This window comes from Sphingomonas yabuuchiae (genome assembly GCF_001477495.1).
In the GTDB taxonomy this organism is placed as follows: domain Bacteria; phylum Pseudomonadota; class Alphaproteobacteria; order Sphingomonadales; family Sphingomonadaceae; genus Sphingomonas; species Sphingomonas yabuuchiae_A.
Genome location: NZ_LDTF01000174.1, coordinates 1 through 832 on the forward strand (window position 1 = coordinate 1; position 832 = coordinate 832).

The 832-nt window shown below is 64.2% G+C and carries 1 pseudogene; it reads right to left on the bottom strand.

Going from position 1 to position 832, the window contains the following annotated elements:
• Positions 1-141 precede the first annotated feature (141 nt).
• Positions 142-832 (bottom strand): annotated as a pseudogene (locus NS355_RS17925) (glycine--tRNA ligase subunit beta); the annotation flags it as partial.

The following is an 832-nucleotide window of genomic DNA, read 5'->3' on the forward strand; positions in this document are numbered from 1 at the left end:
TGCGTTGTGGTAGTGTTATTTATTTGTGTGATTCTGTGTCCGACTACCAGGTGTGTGTGTATTTTGTTTTTTTTCCAACGAAAATAGGTCAACCGGAAGAGGAGCCCGCCTCGTGGGCTCGGAGATGGTTATAAGAGACAACATCAGACCCTGCAATTCGGGGAACTCGCCGACCATACCGGTGACGAGTTCGGCTTTCGCCAGATACGCGGCGCGCTCCGCCAGATCGGCAAGCCGCTCCCTCTCCCCATCGGGGAGAGGGCCGGGGTGAGGGGCCGACGCGGGCGAGGCGCTGCTGGACTGCCCCTCACCCTCCCCACGGCCTTGCCGCGGGTCCCCTCCCTCTCCCCGGTGGAGAGAGGGCGTTGCGCCGACGATCCCCTCTTCCACCAGCCAGCGGGCGAGCTTGGCCACCCGCTCGACCTTGTCGGCGACGGTGCCGAGCTTTTCGTGGAAGACGATCTTTTCCAGCTTCGGCCGCAGATCGTCGAGCCTGGTCTTCAGGTCGGTCTCGTAGAAGAAGCGCGCGTCGGACAGGCGGGCGGCGAGCACCTTGCCATTGCCCTCGACGATCTTCGCGCCGCCGTCGCTCGCCTCGATATTGGCGGTACAGACGAACGCGTTGGCCAGCTTTCCGTCGGCCGAGCGGCAGACGAAATATTTCTGGTTCACTCGCGCGGTCAACTGGATGACCTCGGGCGGCACGTCGAGAAACGCTTCGTCGAAACGGCCGAGCAGCGGCACCGGCCATTCGGTCAGCCCCGCATTCTCGGCGACCAGCCCTTCGTCCTCGACCAGCTCCAGCCCGGCCTCGGCGGCCAGCGCCGACGCG